The 19,144-nt window shown below is 61.4% G+C and carries 17 protein-coding genes; 10 read left to right on the plus strand and 7 right to left on the minus strand.

Annotated elements, in window-relative coordinates:
- Positions 1-249: 249 nt before the first annotated feature.
- A complete protein-coding gene (locus tag EKL15_RS04100) occupies positions 250-1,779 on the plus strand; it encodes a SulP family inorganic anion transporter (protein ID WP_100396283.1) in 1,530 nt (509 codons plus the stop codon).
- Positions 1,780-1,816: 37 nt separating this feature from the next.
- On the opposite strand, the gene pth is transcribed toward EKL15_RS04100, so the two are convergent.
- Entirely contained in the window at positions 1,817-2,407 is a 591-nt protein-coding gene (gene pth / locus EKL15_RS04105) for an aminoacyl-tRNA hydrolase (RefSeq protein WP_004941053.1), read from the minus strand.
- 301 nt (positions 2,408-2,708) lie between these two features.
- Between pth and ychH the strand changes: the two genes are divergently transcribed.
- Positions 2,709-2,987 carry a stress-induced protein YchH gene (gene ychH, locus EKL15_RS04110; protein ID WP_025160276.1) on the plus strand — a complete coding sequence of 93 codons (279 nt, stop codon included), beginning with the start codon at positions 2,709-2,711 and terminating at the stop codon, positions 2,985-2,987.
- 185 nt (positions 2,988-3,172) lie between these two features.
- Here ychH and prs read toward each other — a convergent pair whose 3' ends face one another.
- The 3 genes from prs to lolB form a co-directional block, all read right to left on the minus strand.
- Positions 3,173-4,120, minus strand: a complete 948-nt coding sequence (gene prs / locus EKL15_RS04115; protein ID WP_004941061.1) for a ribose-phosphate diphosphokinase — start codon at positions 4,118-4,120, stop codon at positions 3,173-3,175.
- A 174-nt stretch (positions 4,121-4,294) separates the two neighbouring features.
- Positions 4,295-5,161 (minus strand): 4-(cytidine 5'-diphospho)-2-C-methyl-D-erythritol kinase, encoded by an 867-nt coding sequence (ispE, locus tag EKL15_RS04120; RefSeq protein WP_033638162.1) that lies wholly within the window; start codon positions 5,159-5,161, stop codon positions 4,295-4,297.
- Positions 5,158-5,781, minus strand: coding sequence for a lipoprotein insertase outer membrane protein LolB (lolB, locus tag EKL15_RS04125; RefSeq protein WP_100396284.1), 624 nt, complete (start codon positions 5,779-5,781; stop codon positions 5,158-5,160). The genes ispE and lolB overlap by 4 nt, the downstream gene beginning before the upstream one ends.
- A gap of 299 nt (positions 5,782-6,080) precedes the next feature.
- Between lolB and EKL15_RS04130 the strand changes: the two genes are divergently transcribed.
- The 7 genes from EKL15_RS04130 (at position 6,081) to kdsA (ending at position 11,852) form a co-directional block, all read left to right on the plus strand.
- The gene (locus EKL15_RS04130) at positions 6,081-6,224 is read left to right on the plus strand and encodes a hypothetical protein (protein WP_154618166.1); all 144 of its coding nucleotides are present in this window, start codon (positions 6,081-6,083) and stop codon (positions 6,222-6,224) included.
- 254 nt (positions 6,225-6,478) lie between these two features.
- Positions 6,479-7,741 carry a glutamyl-tRNA reductase gene (gene hemA, locus EKL15_RS04135; RefSeq protein ID WP_033638164.1) on the plus strand — a complete coding sequence of 421 codons (1,263 nt, stop codon included), beginning with the start codon at positions 6,479-6,481 and terminating at the stop codon, positions 7,739-7,741.
- A gap of 30 nt (positions 7,742-7,771) precedes the next feature.
- Positions 7,772-8,857 carry a peptide chain release factor 1 gene (prfA, locus tag EKL15_RS04140; RefSeq protein WP_033638166.1) on the plus strand — a complete coding sequence of 362 codons (1,086 nt, stop codon included), beginning with the start codon at positions 7,772-7,774 and terminating at the stop codon, positions 8,855-8,857.
- Positions 8,857-9,690 (plus strand): peptide chain release factor N(5)-glutamine methyltransferase, encoded by an 834-nt coding sequence (gene prmC, locus EKL15_RS04145; protein WP_060419374.1) that lies wholly within the window; start codon positions 8,857-8,859, stop codon positions 9,688-9,690. The genes prfA and prmC overlap by 1 nt, the downstream gene beginning before the upstream one ends.
- A gap of 41 nt (positions 9,691-9,731) precedes the next feature.
- Entirely contained in the window at positions 9,732-10,133 is a 402-nt protein-coding gene (locus EKL15_RS04150; RefSeq protein ID WP_170310367.1) for a SirB2 family protein, read from the plus strand.
- On the plus strand, positions 10,130-10,939 hold the full coding sequence (gene sirB1 / locus EKL15_RS04155; protein WP_038872030.1) for an invasion regulator SirB1: 810 nt from the start codon (positions 10,130-10,132) through the stop codon (positions 10,937-10,939). Before EKL15_RS04150 ends, sirB1 begins: the two co-directional genes overlap by 4 nt.
- Before the next feature lie 58 nt (positions 10,940-10,997).
- Positions 10,998-11,852, plus strand: coding sequence for a 3-deoxy-8-phosphooctulonate synthase (kdsA, locus tag EKL15_RS04160; RefSeq protein ID WP_100396368.1), 855 nt, complete (start codon positions 10,998-11,000; stop codon positions 11,850-11,852).
- Positions 11,853-11,899: 47 nt separating this feature from the next.
- Here kdsA and dauA read toward each other — a convergent pair whose 3' ends face one another.
- Positions 11,900-13,588, minus strand: coding sequence for a C4-dicarboxylic acid transporter DauA (gene dauA, locus EKL15_RS04165; protein WP_203088861.1), 1,689 nt, complete (start codon positions 13,586-13,588; stop codon positions 11,900-11,902).
- Positions 13,589-13,820: 232 nt separating this feature from the next.
- A complete protein-coding gene (locus EKL15_RS04170) occupies positions 13,821-14,306 on the minus strand; it encodes a heme-degrading domain-containing protein (protein ID WP_060440173.1) in 486 nt (161 codons plus the stop codon).
- 199 nt (positions 14,307-14,505) lie between these two features.
- On the opposite strand from EKL15_RS04170, the gene EKL15_RS04175 reads away from it, so the two are divergent.
- Positions 14,506-15,606 carry a GGDEF domain-containing protein gene (locus EKL15_RS04175; RefSeq protein ID WP_049202546.1) on the plus strand — a complete coding sequence of 367 codons (1,101 nt, stop codon included), beginning with the start codon at positions 14,506-14,508 and terminating at the stop codon, positions 15,604-15,606.
- A gap of 34 nt (positions 15,607-15,640) precedes the next feature.
- Here EKL15_RS04175 and mfd read toward each other — a convergent pair whose 3' ends face one another.
- Positions 15,641-19,114 (minus strand): transcription-repair coupling factor, encoded by a 3,474-nt coding sequence (mfd, locus tag EKL15_RS04180; RefSeq protein WP_100396286.1) that lies wholly within the window; start codon positions 19,112-19,114, stop codon positions 15,641-15,643.
- Positions 19,115-19,144: the final 30 nt, after the last annotated feature.

A 19,144-nucleotide genomic window follows, 5' to 3' on the forward strand; every position in this document is an offset into this window, starting at 1 on the left:
CGTAATGGGCGTTTATCTCGATCAGACTTGTTTGGCCGGGGCGAGCCCAGCGCCCGCGGCAGGTTTTTATTTGAGATTTGGATCACATTTACCCATACTGGCCGTTCCGATTAACCGACAGGAAACGCGCCGGATGTATTTCTTGCCTACGCCACCCTGAGTTGTGCCCGCCTGCAGTCTGCCGCGCCTTGCGGTACCCCATACCCGCTACGCGGGGAGATGATGTCATCTGTCATAAGTGAATAATGCATGTTTAATCTGAGTAACGTCAGGATCGCGGACGTTAAAAATGAAGTCCTGGCGGGCTTTGTGGTGGCGGTTTCGATGATCCCCGAGGCGGTCGGCTTTTCGCTGGTCGCCGGTCTTTCGCCGATCGTCGGTTTGCATACCGCGTTTATTATCGGCCTGGTCACGGCGTTGTTCGGCGGCAAGCCGGGCATGGTCTCCGGTGCCGCCGGCTCCATTGTGGTGGTGCTGATGAGCCTGGCGGCGCAGTACGGCATGGGTTACGTGCTGTGGGCCACGCTGTTCGCCGGGGCGATTCAAATCCTGATCGGCGCCTTCCGGCTGGGCAAGTTCATTCGTCTGGTGCCGCTGCCGGCGATCCACGGCTTCGTCAACGGTCTGGCGATCGTCATCATGTTGGCGCAGCTGAAGATGATCGCCGGGCAGGGGCCGCTGATGTACGGCCTGGTGGCGCTGGCGATTGCGGTGGTGGTGCTGTTCCCGCGCCTGACCAAGGCCATTCCGTCTTCGCTGGCGGCGCTGCTGGTGGTTTCGGCGTTGACGATCGGCCTCAATCTGCACACGCTGCGGGTGGGCGATCTGGCGGACATTTCCGGCGCGCTGCCGCACTTTAGCCTGCCGACGGCGCCGTTCACTCTGGAGATGGTGCGGGTGGTGTTGCCCTATGCGGTGGTGATCGCCCTGGTCGGTTTGATTGAATCGCTGCTGACCATGACGGTGCTGGATGAAATGGGCGGCAAGAAGGGGAACGGCAACCGCGAAAGCATCGCGCAGGGCGCCGGTAACGCGGTGTGCGGCCTGTTCGGCTGCTTCGCCGGCTGCGCGATGATCGGCCAGTCGATCATCAACTTCACCTCGGGCGGGCGCGGGCGCATTTCCGGCACGGTGGGTGCCATCCTGCTGATTTTGTTCGTGGTCAGCCTGTCGCGCTATATCGGCCTGCTGCCGGTGGCGGCGCTGGCCGGGGTGATGCTGGTGGTGTGTTACAACACCTTCGAGTGGAGCTCGCTGCGCCGTTTGCGCCGCATGCCGAAGGCGGACGCGCTGGTGATGATCGCCGTCACGCTGATCACCATTTTTACCGATCTGGCCGTGGCGGTGATCAGCGGGGTGATTATCTCGGCGCTGGTGTTCGCCTGGCAGCAGGCGCGCATCCGCGTGCGCCAGCGGCAGGTGACGGGCGACGTGGCGGTGTATCAGCTCGATGGCCCGCTGTTCTTCGGCTCCGCTGCCGCTTTCGCCGAGTTGTTCGATCCGCAGAGCGATCCGCAGAATGTGGTGCTGGATTTTGCCGGCACCCGGGTGATGGATTCCAGCGGCGTAGAGGCGATCGATAAGCTGACGGCGCGTTATCTGGCGGCGGGGAAAAGCATTCGGCTGCGCCACCTGAGCGGTGACTGCGTACGCCTGCTCAAGCGCGCCGGGCCGTTCTGCAGCCATGAGCTGGACGATCCGCAGTATTACGTGGCGGAAGAGGGCTTCACCGCCGATGACCGCCGCGTGAGCGAGGAGACCTTCAACCCGCGCGGCTAAATGCAGGCAGCGGGCAGGACGCCCGCTGCGGCAAGGTTCAGGCCTGCGCCTTGAAGCTGTGCAGGCGCTGAACGGTTTTTTCCAGCCCGTCCTTCATCAGCATCTCGGTGCAGCGCAGCGACTCGTCGATCGCTTCGTCAATCATCTTCTGCTCGCTGGCCGGCGGTTTGCCGAGCACGAAGCCCACCACCTTGTTCTTGTCGCCCGGATGGCCGATGCCGATGCGCAGGCGGTAGAAGTTCGGGTTGTTGCCGAACTTGTTCTGGATGTCCTTCAGGCCGTTATGGCCACCGTTGCCGCCGCCGAGCTTGATTTTGGCCACGCCGGGCGGCAGATCCAGCTCGTCGTGCGCCACCAAAATCTCGTTCGGCTCGATGCGGTAGAAGTTGGCCATCGCCAGCACCGCTTTGCCGCTCAGGTTCATGAAGGTGGTCGGCACCAGCAGGCGCACGTCGTTGCCCGCCAGGTTCAAGCGGGCGGTGTAACCGAAGAACTTGCTCTCTTCTTTCAACTGCTGATTGTGGCGCTGAGCCAGCAGATCGACGTACCAGGCGCCGGCGTTGTGGCGCGTCTGGGCATATTCCGCGCCCGGGTTGGCCAGGCCGACTATCAATTTAATACTGCTCACTGGGAGATTCGCTATGATCAGGGTAATGGAAAGGGCGTTAGTTTACCTGCCGGGGCGGCGAATGACAAAATCCGATCTCCGCCGTCGCCCTCGGTAAGAAAGACGAATGATTCATTAGCTGAATAATTCAATTTGTCCGCTAATTTTCAGCGGCGTGTTAAGAAGTGTCAATAATTCTTTACCATTTGTGATCGCCTCCGCAATCCCCTTGCCGCCACAAGGACTATACTTAACTTATCAAAGTGGGTTAACAAGTTGCAGCGTTATCCCGGTTGGCACATGGCAATCATGGAGGTGGCATATGAAACGTAGAAACGCGGACAGAATGGGCAACTTTTTTATGGGGCTGGGACTGGTCGTGATGATCGGCGGCGTCGGATACTCCATTATTGCTGAAGTATCTCAGTTCGATTTACCGCAATTTTTCGCCCACGGCGCCATCATGAGTATCTTCGTCGGCGCGCTGTTGTGGCTGGTGGGCGCGCGTATCGGCGGCCGCGAGCAGGTGGCGGATCGCTACTGGTGGGTAAAACACTTTGATAAACGGTGCCGTAACGACCAACATCGTTCGTCGCATTGATTAAAAAATCAGAAGGGAAGCGAGAGCAGGGCAAGGGAATATCTGCCGTGCATTAAGGTTTGAGGTCATGTTGGACTACGAGTAGAAAACCCGTTGTTGCTCACGCACCAACGGGTTTTTCTTTTTCTGCTGTCGGGCACGCTATCTTTCCGGCACGGTGGGCGCCGCACCGGAAAGACGACGAATCAATGCTCGAACATCGCAGAGATCGACTCTTCGTTGCTGATGCGGCGGATGGCTTCAGCCAGCATGCCGGACAGGGTCAGAGTGCGAACGTTTTTCAGTGCCTTGATTTCCGGCGACAGCGGAATGGTGTCGCAGACGATCACTTCATCAATCACCGAGTTCTTGATGTTGTCCACGGCGTTGCCGGAGAAGATCGGGTGCGTCGCGTAGGCGAATACGCGCTTGGCACCGCGTTCTTTCAACGCTTCAGCCGCTTTACACAAGGTACCGCCGGTGTCGATCATGTCGTCGACCAGCACGCAGTCGCGGCCTGCCACGTCACCGATGATGTGCATCACCTGAGACACGTTCGCGCGCGGGCGGCGTTTGTCGATGATGGCCATGTCGGTGTCGTTCAGCAGTTTGGCGATGGCGCGGGCACGCACTACGCCGCCGATGTCCGGGGAAACCACGATCGGGTTTTCCAGGTTCTGCTGCAGCATGTCTTCCAGCAGGATCGGGCTGCCGAACACGTTGTCTACCGGTACGTCGAAGAAGCCTTGAATCTGCTCAGCATGCAGATCCACCGTCAGAACGCGGTCAACCCCTACGCTGGAGAGGAAATCGGCAACCACCTTGGCGGTGATTGGCACACGCGCGGAACGCACGCGGCGATCCTGGCGGGCATAGCCGAAGTAAGGGATAACGGCGGTAATACGACCTGCGGAGGCGCGACGCAGGGCGTCGACCATCACAACCAGTTCCATCAGGTTGTCGTTGGTCGGGGCACAGGTGGACTGGATGATGAAAATATCACCGCCGCGTACATTTTCGTTGATTTGCACGCTCACTTCGCCGTCGCTAAAACGACCTACAGCGGCGTCACCAAGGCTGGTGTACAAACGGTTGGCAATACGTTGTGCTAGTTCCGGGGTGGCGTTACCAGCAAAAAGCTTCATATCAGGCACGAGAAGAACCTCAGGCTTGCGTCCAGAGAAGATATTGTCATACGACATCGCCAAGGGGCAGTCGGCGACGCCGGCGCAATATACATACGGGTATGTAAAACTAAAATTGAGACCGCAGGCAGCGCAGGGATAACAGGGCCAGGTGTGCATGACCCTGCGCAGCGAAACGTTGAGCTACGACTCAAACCGCCCGGAACGAATGCGATGTAGTGGGGAGACGTTAACGCCGCGCGCTACAAAACCACACAACCACTCCGGGGCTTGATTTAACACCTGACGGGCGGCGATTTCTGTGTCGAATTCAGCAAACACACAAGCACCTGTGCCAGTCAGGCGTGACGGGGCGTATTCTAACAGCCATGAAAGAAGCTGTTCAACCTCGCGAAAACGTTTTCTTGCGATCGGTTCGCAATCATTTGCGTACGGCGCCTGCAACAGCTCACTTAAGGAGCGAACCGGGGTGTCTCTTTTCAATTCGGGGTCACCGAAGATAACCGGCGTCGGGATGCCGACGCCGGGATGCGCCACCAGATACCACTTTTCCTGCGGCTCGGCCGGCTGTAGACGCTCGCCGATGCCTTCGGCGAAGGCGGCGTGGCCGCGCACGAACACCGGCACGTCGGCGCCGAGGCTGAGCCCCAGCTCGGCCAGTTGGTCGTCGCCAAGACCGCAGCGCCACAGTTCGTTGAGCGCCACCAGTACGGTGGCGGCGTTGGAGGAGCCACCGCCCAAGCCGCCGCCCATCGGCAGACGCTTGTCGATGCTGATGTCGGCGCCGCGCGGTGCGGTCTGCAGGCCGCGCTCATCGCAATAGCGCTGCAGCAGGCGGGCGGCGCGCACGATCAGATTCTGTTCGTCCGGCACGCCGTCGACCGGCGTCAGCAGATGAATGCGGTCGTCCTGGCGCGGATCAATGGTCAGGGTGTCGCCGTAGTCCAAGAACTGAAACAGCGTCTGCAGCAGGTGATAGCCGTCTTCACGACGGCCGGTGATGTACAGAAACAGGTTGAGTTTCGCGGGGGAGGGCCACTGGCGAATCATTTGAACGTCCAGTTATCCATTTTCAGCTTGATGCGCTGCTCGCCCTGCTGCAGTTCCAGGCGGTTCGGCAGCGTCGGCTGCACCTCGTTGCTGTAGCCCTGGTAATCCACTTTCCAGGTCTGGCCGCCTTGCTGGTAAGTCAGCTTGCTCAGGCGATATTGGTCATCCAGCGCAAAATCGCTGGCTTCGCCCGGCAGGCCGAGCATCCACTGGCGCAGGTTGTTCAGCGGGATCGCCATGCCGGTCAGCTTGCGGATCATCTCGTCCGGGTTGTCGCTGACGTAGCGTTTGCCCTGGTTGTCGGTCAGCTGCACCACGTTTTTCTGCACGTTGAGATCCATTTCCGTGCTGCCCAGCGGGTTGGTCAACAGCAGACGGTAGCGCTCCGGCGAGAACTGCTGCCAGAAGAAGCGGGCGTAGACTTTTTTCTGATCAGACAAGTAGGCGAAGGAGCCGCGGGTCTGATAGGTGCTGAGCTGCTGCACCGCCTGCTCATGGGCGCGCCACTGCGGAGAAGTCGGGCTGGTGGCCGGGCCGGTCGGCTTGGTGGTGGTACAGGCGGCCAGCACCAGGCTGGCCAGCGGGATCAGACGGAGCAAACTAACTTTGCGTATTGGCATAACTTTCTCTTGTCCTTTTGTCCTTGCGGGCATGCGCGACGAAACCCGGATTCAGCGCTCACGCTAACGGGGCGGCGGCGGCGCGTCAATTTTTTGCTGCATCGCGTTGAATCTTGCCGCTTTTACCGGCGCAATGCCAACCCGGTACGCGCATTGGGGCGTCATTAAGATTAACACAATCGTTTCGTGCCGTTGTCCGGGGGCAACAATTTTCGATACGACGGGGTGACCGCCGTTAGCGTTTGGTTGATGTTTGCCTCGGTATGCTGCCGGGGGTTTTTGTTGCGGGAAATAATCGAATGAAGATTGCGGCGCGGATAATCATTTCGCTTCTGTGCTTTGCCGGCGCGGTATTTTTTTATTTTCAGGCCAAGCAGGTTTTTTGCCAGCAGGTCTCTTTTATCCTGGATCCCTCCTACCGTTGCGGCACGCTGGGTTGGTAAACGCGCGGATTATAAGCGGATAACCTGCGGGTTTTACCGAATCCTGTGCGGGAGATCGCATCCTGCGCTAAAATTCAGTATGTTATGTCGTCAAATTATAAATCATCTCACTGTATTTATTAATTATTCATCGATTGATGCCGTCTATGGCAACGATTGAACGGAAGATGCGGTTGTTACTTTTATTGATCCCGCGCATCAAGTAGAATGCCGTTCAACGAGAACCCGTACCAACAGAAGTATTACTCGAAGCAATGACCCTGCTGGCGTTAGGTATAAATCACAAAACCGCTCCGGTTTCTCTGCGTGAAAGGGTGACCTTCTCGCCAGAGTCCATCGATGAGGCGCTGACCAGCTTGCTCCAACAACCGTTGGTGCAGGGCGGCGTCGTGTTGTCCACCTGCAACCGCACCGAGCTGTACCTCAGCGTAGAGCAGCAGGAACACATGCACGAGCAGCTGGTCGCCTGGCTGTGCGCCTACCACAACCTGCGCCCGGAAGAGGTGAAGAAAAGCCTGTACTGGCATCAGGGCAACGACGCGGTCAGCCATTTGATGCGGGTGGCCAGCGGGTTGGACTCATTGGTGCTGGGCGAACCGCAGATCCTCGGGCAGGTCAAAAAGGCCTTCGCCGAGTCGCAACGCGGCCAGTCGCTGTCCGGCGAGCTGGAGCGTCTGTTCCAGAAATCCTTCTCCGTCGCCAAGCGCGTGCGTACCGAAACCGACATCGGTGCCAGCGCGGTCTCCGTGGCTTTTGCCGCCTGTACCCTGGCGCGCCAGATCTTCGAATCGCTGGCCGATCTCAACGTCTTGCTGGTGGGCGCCGGTGAAACCATCGAGCTGGTGGCGCGCCACCTGCGCGAACACAAAGTGCGGCACATGATCATCGCCAACCGCACCCGCGAACGCGCCCAGCTGCTGGCGGACGAGGTCGGCGCGGAGGTGATCACCCTGCCGGAGATCGACGAACGCCTGGCGGACGCCGACATCATCATCAGTTCTACCGCCAGCCCGCTGCCGATCATCGGCAAGGGGATGGTGGAGCGCGCGCTGAAGGCGCGCCGCAACCAGCCGATGCTGCTGGTGGATATCGCCGTACCGCGCGACATCGAACCGGAAGTCGGCAAACTGGCCAACGCCTATCTGTACAGCGTGGACGATCTGCACGCCATCATTCAAAGCAACCTGGCGCAGCGCAAAGCGGCGGCGGTGCAGGCGGAGTCGATCGTGCAGCAGGAAAGCACCAACTTCATGGCCTGGCTGCGCTCGCAGGGCGCGGTGGAAACCATCCGCGACTACCGTTCGCAGGCCGACCAAATTCGCGCAGAGATGGAGGCCAAAGCGCTGGCCGCCATCGCGCAGGGCGCCAACGTGGAGCAGGTTATTCACGAGCTGGCCCATAAACTGACCAACCGTCTTATTCATGCCCCCACCAAATCCCTCCAGCAGGCCGCCGGCGACGGCGACGTGGAGCGGTTGCAGTTATTACGCGACAGCCTCGGGCTGGATCAGCATTAGTTTTCTCTATAACAGGGTTTATTACCACGCATGAAGCCTTCTATTGTTGCCAAACTGGAAGCGTTACAAGAGCGCCATGAAGAAGTGCAGGCGCTGCTCGGCGATGCCGGCGTTATCGCCGACCAAGACCGGTTCCGCGCACTGTCGCGAGAATACGCGCAGCTGACCGACGTCAGCCGCTGCTTCCTGGAATGGCGTCAGGTGCAGGAGGATCTGGAGACGGCGGAAATGATGCTGGACGATCCGGAAATGCGCGAGATGGCGCAGGAAGAGCTGAAACAGGCGCGGGCGGCCAGCGAAGAGCTGGAGCAGCAGCTGCAGGTGTTGCTGCTGCCGAAAGATCCGGACGATGAGCGCAGCTGCTTCCTCGAAGTGCGCGCCGGTACCGGCGGCGATGAGGCAGCGATCTTCGCCGGCGATCTGTTCCGCATGTACAGCCGCTATGCGGAAAGCCGCCGCTGGCGCGTCGAGGTGATGAGCGCCAACGAAGGCGAGCACGGCGGCTTTAAAGAAGTGATCGCCAAAGTCTCCGGCGACGGCGTGTACGGCCAGCTGAAGTTTGAATCCGGCGGCCACCGCGTGCAGCGCGTGCCGGAAACCGAATCCCAGGGGCGCATCCACACCTCTGCCTGCACCGTGGCGGTGATGCCGGAAGTGCCGGAAGCCGAGCTGCCGGACATCAACCCGGGCGATCTGAAAATCGACACCTTCCGCTCCTCCGGCGCCGGTGGCCAGCACGTTAACACCACCGACTCGGCAATCCGCATCACCCACCTGCCGACCGGCATCGTGGTAGAGTGCCAGGACGAGCGTTCACAGCACAAAAACAAAGCCAAGGCGATGTCGGTGCTGGGCGCGCGCATTCGCGCCGCTGAGATGGCCAAGCGCCAGCAGGCCGAGGCGTCCACTCGCCGCAACCTGCTGGGCAGCGGCGACCGTTCCGACCGTAACCGCACCTACAACTTCCCGCAGGGGCGGGTGACCGACCACCGCATCAACCTGACGCTCTACCGCCTGGACGAAGTGATGGAAGGCAAACTGGACATGCTGATCCAGCCGATCGTGCAGGAGTATCAGGCCGATCAGCTGGCTGCGCTGTCCGCCGAGCAAGAGTGATGGACTATCAACACTGGCTGAAAGCCGCCGCCGCGCGTTTGACCCACAGCGACAGCGCCCGGCGCGACGCGGAAATCCTGTTGGGTTTCGTGACCGGCAAGGCCAGAACCTTCCTGATGGCGTTCGGTGAAACCCTGCTGACGCCACCGCAGCAACAGCAGCTGGAGACGCTGCTGGCGCGCCGCGAACGCGGTGAGCCGGTGGCCTATCTGGTGGGCGAGCGCGAATTTTGGTCGCTGCCGCTGTCGGTTTCACCCGCAACGCTGATCCCACGCCCGGATACCGAATGCCTGGTGGAGCTGGCGCTGGCGCGCCTGCCGCCGCAACCCTGCCACTTCCTCGATCTCGGCACCGGCACCGGCGCCATCGCGCTGGCGCTGGCCAGCGAGCGCCCGGACTGTTCGGCTATCGGCGTCGATGTGCAGCCGGAAGCGGTCGCGCTGGCGCAGCACAATGCGCACAAGCTGAAGATCGACAACGTCCGATTTCTACAGGGCAGCTGGTTTGCGCCGGTGGCGGGGCAACGCTTCGCGCTGATCGCCAGCAATCCGCCCTATATCGACGCCGCCGATCCGCATTTGTCGCAGGGCGACGTGCGCTTCGAGCCCGGCAGCGCGCTGGTCGCCGCCGATCGTGGGTTGGCGGATCTGGCCGCCATCGTGCGCCAGGCGCCGCACCATTTGCAGCCCCAGGGCTGGCTGCTGTTGGAACATGGCTGGCAGCAGGGCGAGAGCGTGCGCGCGCTGCTGCAGGCCGCCGGATTTTCCGCTGTCGCCACCCACCGTGATTATGGCGACAACGACCGCGTGACGCTCGGCCAATGGCCGGGATAAGCGCCTCTCATAATAACGACGCCCGAGCCATTTAAGGGAGCATCATGACTGCATACACCGCGTTGAAACATTTCCATTTGCTGACGGTCGCCATCAGTATTACCTTGTTTGTGCTGCGTTTCTTTTGGCAGTGGCGCCGCTCGCCGATCATGGGCCGCCGCTGGGTCAAGGTAGCGCCGCACCTGAACGACACGCTGCTGTTCGTCAGCGGCATCGCGCTGGTGGTGACGTTCGGGTTTTATCCGCTGCTGGGTATGGACTCATGGCTGACCGAGAAGCTGTTTGGCGTTATTATCTATATCCTGCTTGGCTACGTCGCATTGGGCAAGAAGACCAAAAGTCAGCGGCTACGAACCGTGGCGTTCGTGCTGGCGTTGGGCTGCCTGTACCTGATAATTAAACTTGCCACGACGAAAATACCGTTTCTGATGGGATACCTATGAGTAGCATTGCTGATTTTGAATTTAACGCCTCGCCGCTGAGCGAAGGGGTGATCCTGGTGTCGCAGTCGGTGCGGCGCGATTTCCCGGTTGCCGACGTGGAGCGCAAGCTGCAACAGCTGGTGGACGAAGCGCGCGCGGCGGTGCCGGTCGATATCACTCAGGAGCAGCAACTGGATGCGCTCATCGAACTGTTTTACAAGACCTGGGGATTCGGCGGCGCCAGCGGCGTGTACCGCCTGTCGGACGCCATCTGGCTGGACAAGGTGCTGGAAGCGCGGCAGGGCACGCCGGTCTCGCTGGGCACTATCTTCCTGCATATCGCCAACGCGCTGGACCTGCCGCTGCTGCCGGTGATTTTCCCCACTCAGCTGATCCTGCGCGCCGACTGGCTGGACGAAGAGCTGTGGCTGATCAACCCGCTGAACGGCGAAACCCTGAGCGAACACCAGCTGGAAGTGTGGATCAAGGGCAACCTGGGGCTGGGCGCCGAGTTGGAAGACGACGATCTCGACGAGTCGGAGAACATCATGGTGGTGCGCAAGATGCTCGATACGCTGAAGGCCGCCCTGATGGAAGAAAAGCAGCTGGAAATGGCGCTGCGCACCAGCGAAACGGTGCTGTGCTTCGATCCGGAAGACCCGTACGAGATCCGCGACCGCGGGCTGATTTACGCCCAGCTGGAGTGCAACCATATCGCGATTTCCGACCTCAACTATTTTGTCGAGCAGTGTCCTGAAGACCCGGTCAGCGAAGTGATCAAAGTACAGATCCACTCGATTGAGCCGAAACAGGTGACGCTGCATTAATTCAATGACTCCGTGCAGTTTGCAAGGCGACGGTTACAACCTTAACAAAGGCGAAAGCATGAAACAGAAAGTGGTTAGCATTGGCGATATCGACGTAGCAAACGATCTGCCGTTTGTGCTGTTTGGCGGTATGAACGTGCTGGAATCGCGCGATCTGGCGATGAGCATCTGCGAACACTACGTCACCGTGACGCAAAAACTGGGCATCCCTTACGTATTCAAAGCCTCTTTCGACAAGGCCAACCGTTCTTCCATCCACTCGTACCGCGGTCCGGGCCTGGAAGAAGGGATGAAGATCTTCGAAGAGCTGAAAAAAACCTTCGGCGTGAAAATCATCACCGACGTGCATGAAGCGGCGCAGGCGCAGCCGGTTTCCGAAGTGGTTGACGTGATCCAGCTGCCGGCCTTCCTGGCGCGTCAGACCGATCTGGTGGAAGCGATGGCGAAAACCGGCGCGGTGATCAACGTCAAGAAGCCGCAGTTCGTCAGCCCGGGGCAGATGGGCAACATCGTCGACAAGTTCAAAGAAGGCGGCAACGATCAGGTGATCCTGTGCGATCGCGGCAGCAACTTCGGCTATGACAACCTGGTGGTCGACATGCTGGGCATCAACGTGATGAAGAACGTGACCGGCGGCCATCCGGTGATCTTCGACGTGACCCACGCGCTGCAGACCCGCGATCCGTTCGGCGCCGCGTCCGGCGGCCGCCGCGCTCAGGTGGCCGAGCTGGCGCGCGCCGGTATGGCGGTTGGCCTGGCCGGCCTGTTCCTCGAAGCGCACCCGGAACCGAAAAACGCCAAGTGCGACGGCCCGTCCGCGCTGCCGTTGGACAAGCTGGAGCCGTTCCTGGCGCAGATGAAAGCCATCGACGACCTGGTGAAGAGCTTCCCGGAGCTGGATACCAGCAACTAAGCGTTCGTCGCCATAAAAAAAGCCCGACTCGTCGGGCTTTTTTACGTTTAGGCGCCGGTGGCCGCCAGCGCTTCCGGCAGCGTCGGGTAGAACTGCAGGCGGCCCTCGATCGGCTGCACCCGCGCACGCGCCAGGGTTTTCAGCGGCTGGAACGGGACGTCGGTGATCACCAGCTTTTTGTCCGCCGGCAGCACGTCGATAAAGCGCCGCAGGGCGCTCAGGCCGCCGGCATCGAGCACCGGCACCGCATCCCATTGCAGCACGATCGTGCGGTAGCCTTCGCTGCGCGCCAGCAGTTCGGTAAAGATGCGCTCGGCGGCGGCGAAGAACAGAGGGCCGTTCACCCGCAGCACCAGGCGGCCGCCGCCGGCGCTCAGCTCGCTCAGCCGCGTCATGCGGGCGATGCGGCGCATAAACAGCAGCGACGCCAGCACGATGCCCACGGTAATGGCGATCACCATATCGAACAGCACCGTCAGCGACATGCACAGCAGCAGCACCAGAATGTCGTCCTTCGGCGCCCGGCGTAGCAGGTAAATCACCTTGTGCGCCTCGCTCATGTTCCAGGCGACCATCAGCAGCAGTGCCGCCATCGCCGCCAGCGGCAGGTAAGAGAGCCACGGTGCCAATACCAGCAGCGCCAACAGCACCAGCAGCGCGTGGATGATGGCGGACACCGGCGAGGTGGCGCCGGCGCGCACGTTGGCCGCCGAACGGGCAATCGCGGCGGTGGCGGTAATGCCGCCGAAGAACGGCGCGATGATGTTGCCCGCACCCTGGCCGATCAGCTCGCTGTTCGAGTTGTGCTTCTTGCCGGTCATGCCGTCGAGCACCACGGCGCACAGCAGCGATTCGATCGCGCCGAGCATCGCCATCGAAAACGCCGCCGGCAGCAGGGCGGAAACGGTTTGCCAGCTCAGGGTGAACGGCTGCCCGCCGCCGCCCGGCAGATCCCAGGGCAGCAGCAGCTGCGGCAGGATCGGCGGGATGCCCTGGCCGCTGCTGCCGTCGGCCAGCAGGTAGCTGAAGCGCGAGCCGATGGTCGCCACCGGGTGGTCAAACAGCGCCAGCAGACCCATTAGCGCGGTGCCCGCCAGCAGCGCCGGCAGGTGGCCAGGCACCCGCAGGCCGAGCTTGGGCCAGAAGATCAGGATCAGGAGCGTCACCGCGCCGATCAGGGTATCGCCGAAATCCAGCGTTGGCAGCGCCTGCAGTAGGGCGTACAGCTTGCCGACGTAATTTTCCGGCGTGTGCGCCAGCTGCAGGCCGAAGAAGTCCTTGATCTGCATGGTGGCGATGGTGATGGCGATACCGGAGGTAAAGCCGAGCGTCACCGGCAGCGGAATGTACTCGATCAGCCGGCCAAAGCGCGCCAGCCCCATCAGCAGCAGAAACACCCCGGAGATCAGCGTGGCGACCAGCAGGCCGGCCAATCCGAACTGCTGCGAAACCGGATACAGGATCACCACGAAGGCGGCGGTAGGGCCGGAGACGCTGTAGCGCGAACCGCCGCTGACGGCGATGACGATCCCGGCGATGGCGGCGGTATACAGGCCGTACTGCGGCGGCACGCCGCTGGCGATCGCCAGCGCCATCGCCAGCGGGATGGCGATAATACCGACCGTCACCCCGGCGATAGCGTCTTTCAGCAACCGCGCCAGGCTATAAGGTTCCCGCCAGCAGGCGTCTATCAGCGCGCTGAAGGGGCGAATTTTGTTTATTTCATGCGTTTTCATCTACGGTGCGTACCAAATCTTCAAAAGTGAAAGGAATGGCGGGCCCGATGAGGTCCGTCTTGTCACGTGACAGATACCATACGCCTTTTGTTCAGCGGATTACCAGACCTGTGTCAATTTGGCACAGGAAATCAGAGAGTCGCCCTTTTGTTTGGCGCTAAATGCGGATAACAGATAAGTCAGCCGCAGATTCTGCGGCTGAAAAGGAAAGGAATAATCAAGGTTTTAACGGCTAGTGGAGCGCGGGCAGGGATAAGCCGAGAAAGTGGGCTAAAGTGCTTACCAGCAGCTGGTGATCTTCCTTCTGCGGCGCGCCGGAAATGCTGATGCTGCCGATGCAGCCGAGGCCGGTCAGAGTGAGCGGGAAGGCGCCGCCGTGCACCGAATAGTCGCGCACGCTCAGCCCGTAGCGCTCTTCCAGCGACGTTTGCCGCTGCTGCAGGCGCAGGCCGATAGCATAAGAGCTTTTGTGAAAATGATTCACCAGATTGCGCTTGCGCCGCACCCAGTCAGCGATGTCCGGCGTGGCGCCCGGCATGGCGTAATAAAACAGCGTCTGCCCGGCCAGTTGGATCTCGATGGCGATGCTCAGGCCGCGCCGCTCGGCGGCGGTTTTCAGCGCCGCGCCCAGCTCCCAGGCGGTGGCGGCGTCAAAATGGGTAAAGGCCAGCGTCGCTTCCTGTTCGCTGAGCGCCTGCAGTTCATCGTCGATATTCATGCGGTTCTCCCCCGATAACACAAAGCACAGAGTAGCCTGAAGCGCGCATCGTGAGATAGACGGCTTGGCGATAAGATAGAACTGCTACTCTATTAATAGACTGTGTAAAATAGCCGCCGCCGAAGCGGAGACGACAGGGATGCGTTATTCAACGTCTGCATATCAACCCCTGGCGATCCCGAGGAGCCGCTGACTATTTATGACCTACATTGCGTCCATTCCCGCCATTTACAGCGACGCCTGCATCACCTACGCCACGCTGTCGGTAAGCTATTTCGTTCTCAGTAAAAACGCGCCGTTCTCCTATCGCTCTGCGCTGTGGAAGCGCGTCGTATTCGGCCTGTTGGCCGGGGTGGCAGTGCTGTATTTAAGCCAGGACCGGCTGGAGCTGACCGATAAGGTGCACTACAGCTTTTCGATGATTCCGATGATCCTGGTGACTTTTTTCGGCGGCGGTATCAGTGGGCTGGTGAGCTTTTTGTTCGCCATGGCGCTGACCGGCGGTTTCACCGTCGATAACCTGTTTATCGCCTCAATCCTGGTGCCGTTGCTGCTGTCGCGCGTGTGGCTGAAGAAATCCCACTGGGTGTTTTACCTGACGATCGGCGCCATCGCACTGTATCGCATCGCGGTGGTGTGGCTGCTGGTGGACATGAGCGGGCTATGGCTGGACGTGTTGCTGTACCAGGCGGTTTCCGCGCTCTGCCTGGCGATTTGCTACCATGCGCTGAATTTCAAAGAGCGCCACATCTACGCCTATTTCGCGATGCGCGCCCGCGCCACGACCGACAGCCTGACCCATATCAACAACCGCGCCAGCGTCGATTACCACCTGATGCTGCAGCGCGCCGAACGCCGCCCGTGCGGGCTGATGATCCTCGATCTGGATGATTTCAAAAAGATCAATGACACCTACGGCCACCCGGCCGGCGACGTGCTGCTGGCCAGCGTCGGCCGGCTGCTGCAAAACAGCGTGCGCAACGAGGACTTCGTCGGGCGTTACGGCGGCGAGGAGTTTATGGTGATCACCGCCAGCTACGATCCGCTGGTCATCGGTGGGGTGGCGGAGCGCATTCGCAGCGCGGTGGAGAGCTCGACGTTCTTGCTGAATGCCCACGATGAAGCGCACATCACGCTGTCGATCGGCGTGTCGCTGTATCTGCCCGGTATGACGCTGGACAAGGCGATCGCCATGACTGACGAAGCGTTATATGAGGCGAAGCGCAGCGGTAAAAATCGGGTGGTGACCAGCCGCGTGATGCAGCTGGCGCCGCTGGGCGCCGGTTTCCCGCGCGAATAAGCCGCCTCCCGCCGCGCCGGCGGGAGGCGTTGGCTCAGGCCGCCAGCGTGTGTTCGCGGAAGGCGTCCAGCAGATCTTCGGTGAACGTCAGGCGTTTCTGGCGGTCGGCCAAATCGAGCGTGAACTTCAGCTTGCTCGGGCCGTCCAGGCGGTAAACCTGCGGATTGCCCTGCAACAGGCCGATCAGATAACCGGGATCGACGCGGTTGTTGTCGCCGAACTCGATAAAGCCGCCGCGCTCGTTGCTCTCGATGCGTTTGATGCCCAGCTTCTGTGCATGCAGGCGCAGCGCCGCGCACTGCAACAGGTTGCGCACCGCGTCCGGCAACTGGCCGAAGCGGTCGATCAGCTCGACTTTCAGCTCGTCCAGCTCGCCGTCGCTCTTCGCGCTGGCGATACGCTTGTACAGCGACAGACGGGTATTGACGTCGGGAATGAAATCTTCCGGCAGCAGCGCCGGCATGCGCAGTTCCACCTCGGTCTGGCTGCTGGTGAGATCTTCCAGCGACGGTTCGCGGCCGTTTTTCAACGCATCGACGGCGCTTTCCAACAGCTCCATGTAGAGCGAGAAACCGACGGTGGTCATCTGGCCGCTCTGGTCTTCGCCCAGCAGTTCGCCGGCGCCGCGGATCTCCAGATCGTGGGTCGCCAGCGCGAAACCGGCGCCGAGATCTTCCAGCGATGCGATGGCTTCGAGCCGTTTATGGGCGTCGGTGCCCATGGCTTTCGGGTTCGGCGTCAGCAGATAGGCGTAAGCCTGGTGGTGCGAACGCCCGACGCGGCCGCGCAGCTGGTGCAGCTGCGCCAGGCCGAAGCGATCGGCCCGCTCGATGATGATGGTGTTGGCGCTGGGGATATCGATGCCGGTCTCGATGATGGTGGTGCACACCAGCACGTTGAAGCGCTGGTGGTGGAAATCGTTCATCACCCGTTCCAGATCGCGTTCGCGCATCTGGCCGTGGCCGATGGCGATGCGCGCTTCCGGCACCAATTCCGCCAGGCGCTGCGCCGCTTTCTCGATGTTTTCCACGTCGTTGTAGAGGTAGTAAACCTGGCCGCCGCGCAGCACTTCACGCAGGATCGCCTCGCGCACCACCAGGCTGTCGTATTCGCGCACGAAGGTCTTCACCGCCAGCCGGCGCGCCGGCGGGGTGGCGATGATCGACAGATCGCGCATGCCGCTCATCGCCATGTTCAGGGTACGCGGGATCGGCGTGGCGGTCAGCGTCAGGATATCGACGTCGGCGCGCATCGCCTTGATGCGTTCTTTATGGCGCACGCCGAAGCGGTGTTCTTCATCGACGATCAGCAGCCCCAGGTCTTTCCAGCGGAGATCGCTCTGCAGCAGCTTGTGGGTGCCGATGATGATGTCCACTTTGCCTTCGGCCGCGTCGTCCAGCACCTGCTGCTGCTCTTTGGCGCTGCGGAAGCGCGACATCATTTCGATGCGGATCGGCCAGGTGGCAAAGCGATCGCGGAAGTTGTCGAAGTGCTGCTGCGCCAGCAGGGTGGTCGGCACCAGCACCGCCACCTGCTTGCCGTTTTCCACCGCCAGGAAGGCGGCGCGCATCGCCACTTCGGTTTTGCCGAAGCCGACGTCGCCGCACACCAGGCGGTCCATCGCCAGCGGCTGGCACATGTCGCTCAGCACCGCGTTGATCGCCTGTTCCTGATCCGGCGTGGTTTCGAACGGGAAGCTCTGGCAGAACAGCTGATACTGTTCGCGATTGTGTTTGAAGGCGAAACCGGCCTTGGCGGCGCGCTGGGCGTAGATATCCAGCAGCTCCGCCGCCACGTCGCGCACGCGCTCGGCCGCTTTCTGCCGCGCGCGCGTCCAGGCGTCGCCGCCCAGCTTGTGCAGCGGGGCGTTTTCGTCCGCGCCGCCGGCGTAGCGGCTGATCAGATGCAGCGAAGAAACCGGCACGTACAGCTTGTCCTCACCGGCGTAGGAGAGGATCAGGTACTCGGCCTTGATACCGCCGGCCTCCAGCGTGGTCAGGCCGACGTAGCGGCCGACGCCGTGCTCCAGATGCACCACCGGCTGGCCGGGATGCAGCTCCGCCAGGTTGCGGATCAGGGTATCGGTATTGATGGTGCGCCGGTTGTCCTGCCGGCGGCGGCTGACGCGCTCGCCGAGCAGATCGCTTTCGCAGATCAGCGCCCGCTGGCGCAGGCCGTCGAGGAAGCCGTGTTCGGCGGCGCCGACCATCATGTAACGGCCCGCCGTTTCCCCCTGATCGAGGCGCTGAATCAGCGCCGGCGCCAGCTTGATGCGGCCGAGCAGATCCTGCAGCGTTTCACGCCGCCCCTCGCTCTCGACGGAGAAAATCACGCTGCCGTCGAAGCCTTCGATAAAGCGCCGCAGGTTATCCAGCGGGGATTTATGCTGCGCTTGCACCGCCAGATCGGGCAGGGCATGGTAGTCCAGATTGGTATTGCCGGCCTTGGCCGGCAGCTCAGCGGTTTTCAGCGCGATGCGCGGCCAGGCCTTCAGCTCGCCGAACAGCGCGTCGACGCGCAGCCACAGCGTATCCGGCGCCAGCAGCGGGCGCATCGGATCGACGCGGCGGCTTTCGTAACGCTGGTTGACGTCCTGCCAGAAGCGCTCGGCGGCGCCCTCCAGATCGCCGGTGTTGACGATCAGCGTATTGGCCGGCAGGTAGCTGAACAGCGACGGCAGCGGCTGGCTGAAGAACAGCGGCTGCCAGTATTCGATGCCGGCCGGCCAGGCGCTTTTGCTGACTTGCTGATAGATGTGCTCGGCGTCGCGGCGCACCTCAAACTGCTCGCGCCACTGGCTGCGAAACAGCTCGATGGCGTTTTTGTCGGTGGGGAACTCGTGGGCCGGCAACAGATTGATGGCCTCGACTTCGCTCAACGTGCGCTGGGTATCGACGTCGAAGATGCGCAGGCTGTCGATTTCGTCATCGAAGAAGTCGATGCGGTAAGGCTCATCGCTGCCCATCGGGTAAAGATCGAGCAACGCGCCGCGGGTGGCGAATTCGCCGTGCTCCATCACCTGATCGACGCTGCGGTAACCGGCCTGTTCCAGCTGCGCGCGCAGCTTGTCGCGCGACAGGCGCTGGCCTTTCTTCATCACCAGCGCGTGGCCGTGCAGGAACTCGTGCGGGCAGACGCGCTGCATCAGGGTGTTGACCGGCAGAATGATCACGCCGCGCGCCATGGTCGGCAGGTGATACAGGCTTGACAAGCGATCCGAGATGATTTCCTGATGCGGCGAGAAGCTGTCGTACGGCAGGGTTTCCCAGTCGGACAGCGTGGTCACCATCTGGTCGGTGAACTGCTGGATCTCGTCACGCAGCCGCAGGGCGTTCTGCATGTCCGGCGCGATCAGCATCACCGGGCCAGGGTGGCGTTCGACGATCTCGGCGCACTCCACGGCGCAGGCCGCGCCGGTCAGTTGCCCCAGCTGGCGCAGATCGCCCGCGCGATCGGGCAGAGAATAACGGGGGGATGAGGAACGGTTACGGCTATCGGAAGTGCTCATTCAGGTATCTTTAATCAATGTGTTAGAGGG

Origin of the sequence: Serratia sp. 4542 (assembly GCF_016805595.1) — a bacterium.
GTDB lineage: Bacteria > Pseudomonadota > Gammaproteobacteria > Enterobacterales > Enterobacteriaceae > Serratia > Serratia nevei.

What these genes read in the sequence shown, in the direction of transcription:
- prfA (WP_033638166.1), top strand. Translation starts at nt 7,772, where the DNA reads ATGAAGCCTTCTATTGTTGCCAAACTGGAAGCGTTACAAGAGCGCCAT.
- dauA (WP_203088861.1), bottom strand. Translation starts at nt 13,588, where the DNA reads ATGAAAACGCATGAAATAAACAAAATTCGCCCCTTCAGCGCGCTGATA.
- lolB (WP_100396284.1), bottom strand. Translation starts at nt 5,781, where the DNA reads ATGCCAATACGCAAAGTTAGTTTGCTCCGTCTGATCCCGCTGGCCAGC.
- kdsA (WP_100396368.1), top strand. Translation starts at nt 10,998, where the DNA reads ATGAAACAGAAAGTGGTTAGCATTGGCGATATCGACGTAGCAAACGAT.
- prmC (WP_060419374.1), top strand. Translation starts at nt 8,857, where the DNA reads ATGGACTATCAACACTGGCTGAAAGCCGCCGCCGCGCGTTTGACCCAC.
- EKL15_RS04170 (WP_060440173.1), bottom strand. Translation starts at nt 14,306, where the DNA reads ATGAATATCGACGATGAACTGCAGGCGCTCAGCGAACAGGAAGCGACG.
- EKL15_RS04100 (WP_100396283.1), top strand. Translation starts at nt 250, where the DNA reads ATGTTTAATCTGAGTAACGTCAGGATCGCGGACGTTAAAAATGAAGTC.
- ychH (WP_025160276.1), top strand. Translation starts at nt 2,709, where the DNA reads ATGAAACGTAGAAACGCGGACAGAATGGGCAACTTTTTTATGGGGCTG.
- ispE (WP_033638162.1), bottom strand. Translation starts at nt 5,161, where the DNA reads ATGATTCGCCAGTGGCCCTCCCCCGCGAAACTCAACCTGTTTCTGTAC.
- EKL15_RS04130 (WP_154618166.1), top strand. Translation starts at nt 6,081, where the DNA reads ATGAAGATTGCGGCGCGGATAATCATTTCGCTTCTGTGCTTTGCCGGC.
- mfd (WP_100396286.1), bottom strand. Translation starts at nt 19,114, where the DNA reads ATGAGCACTTCCGATAGCCGTAACCGTTCCTCATCCCCCCGTTATTCT.
- hemA (WP_033638164.1), top strand. Translation starts at nt 6,479, where the DNA reads ATGACCCTGCTGGCGTTAGGTATAAATCACAAAACCGCTCCGGTTTCT.
- EKL15_RS04175 (WP_049202546.1), top strand. Translation starts at nt 14,506, where the DNA reads ATGACCTACATTGCGTCCATTCCCGCCATTTACAGCGACGCCTGCATC.
- sirB1 (WP_038872030.1), top strand. Translation starts at nt 10,130, where the DNA reads ATGAGTAGCATTGCTGATTTTGAATTTAACGCCTCGCCGCTGAGCGAA.